At 72.6% G+C, this 1114-nt stretch carries 1 protein-coding gene; it reads right to left on the bottom strand.

All coding sequences use genetic code 11. The features are described from left to right. Positions 1–1114 (bottom strand): tetratricopeptide repeat protein (locus tag LQ326_RS47240; protein WP_234545387.1); only part of this gene is annotated, 1114 nt, incomplete at both ends.

The following is a 1114-nucleotide window of genomic DNA, read 5'->3' as shown; positions in this document are numbered from 1 at the left end:
CCGATCTGCTCGCACCGGGCCACGGCCTCGGTGGCGTACCGCACCGCCTCGTCGTACCGCCCTGTCCTGCGGAGTGTTTCGGCGAGCCGGTACAGGGCGTGGGCCTCGCGCCCCCGGATGCCGGCGGACCGGCAGACCGCGAGGCACTCGGTGTAGCGGGCGATGGCGTCGCCGAACCGCTCGTGTTCGTGCAGCGCCAGAGCCAGCACGTACAACGCGTAGGCGACCCCCGGAAGGTCGCCCATGGAGCGCAAGGTCACCAGCGTCGTCTCGCAGGCCGGTATCGCCTCGGCGGCCCGGCCGCTGCGCACGCGGGCGAGCGCCGCGTTGATGGTGGTCGCCGCCTCGCCGGACCTGTGGCCGAGGACACGGGCGAGTGCGATCGCCTCGTCGAAGCACTCCACCGCCTCGTCGTACCGGTGCAGAAACATGACCGCCACACCGAGGTCGTTGAGCGCCTGCCGGAGGATGACCGTGTCCTTCGTGTTCCTCGACGCCGTGACGGCCAGGCGCGCGTGCTCCTCGGTGTCGGACGGGCGGGCGGCCTGCAGGGCGATGCTGCTGCACAGCAACTGTGCCCGGCCCAGAACCCGTTGGTCGCCCCTCAGCTCGGCCTCCCGCGCGAGCTCCAGTGCGGCGGACCGCAGCTCCTCGAGCCGGACGTCGGCGCAGAAGGGGCTGACCGCGATGAGTAGGTCGACGGCGGTCCGCAACTGGCCGTCGTAGGGCTCCGTCCGCCGGCCGACGGTGTGCAGCGCGGCCGCCGTCACCAGTCCGATCTCGCCGGTGATCCAGGAACGCGCCGTGTGGACGTCGCCGAAGTGCAGCCCCTGGGACCGCAGCGGGCCGAGGGAGTTCGCCACCGGGTCTCCGGGCACGGCCTGCGCGAAGGCGTTGCACGCGGTGGCCAGCAGGTGGTCGAGCAGTCTGCCGAAGCCCCGCCGGGTGTCGTCCTGGTGTTCCCGGTCCGCGCACTGGGCGAAGGCGCGGAGCAGGTCGTGATAGCGGTAGCGGCCCGGTTCGGGGGATTCCAGCATGGCGGCGTCCACCAGGGCTTCCAGCAGTTCCTCCGCCGTCTCCTCGTCCGTCGCGAGTGCGGCCGCGGCCACCGGCA

Source organism: Streptomyces shenzhenensis, from assembly GCF_021462265.1.
In the GTDB taxonomy this organism is placed as follows: domain Bacteria; phylum Actinomycetota; class Actinomycetes; order Streptomycetales; family Streptomycetaceae; genus Streptomyces; species Streptomyces shenzhenensis.
This window is presented reverse-complemented; position numbering and strand designations above follow the sequence as displayed.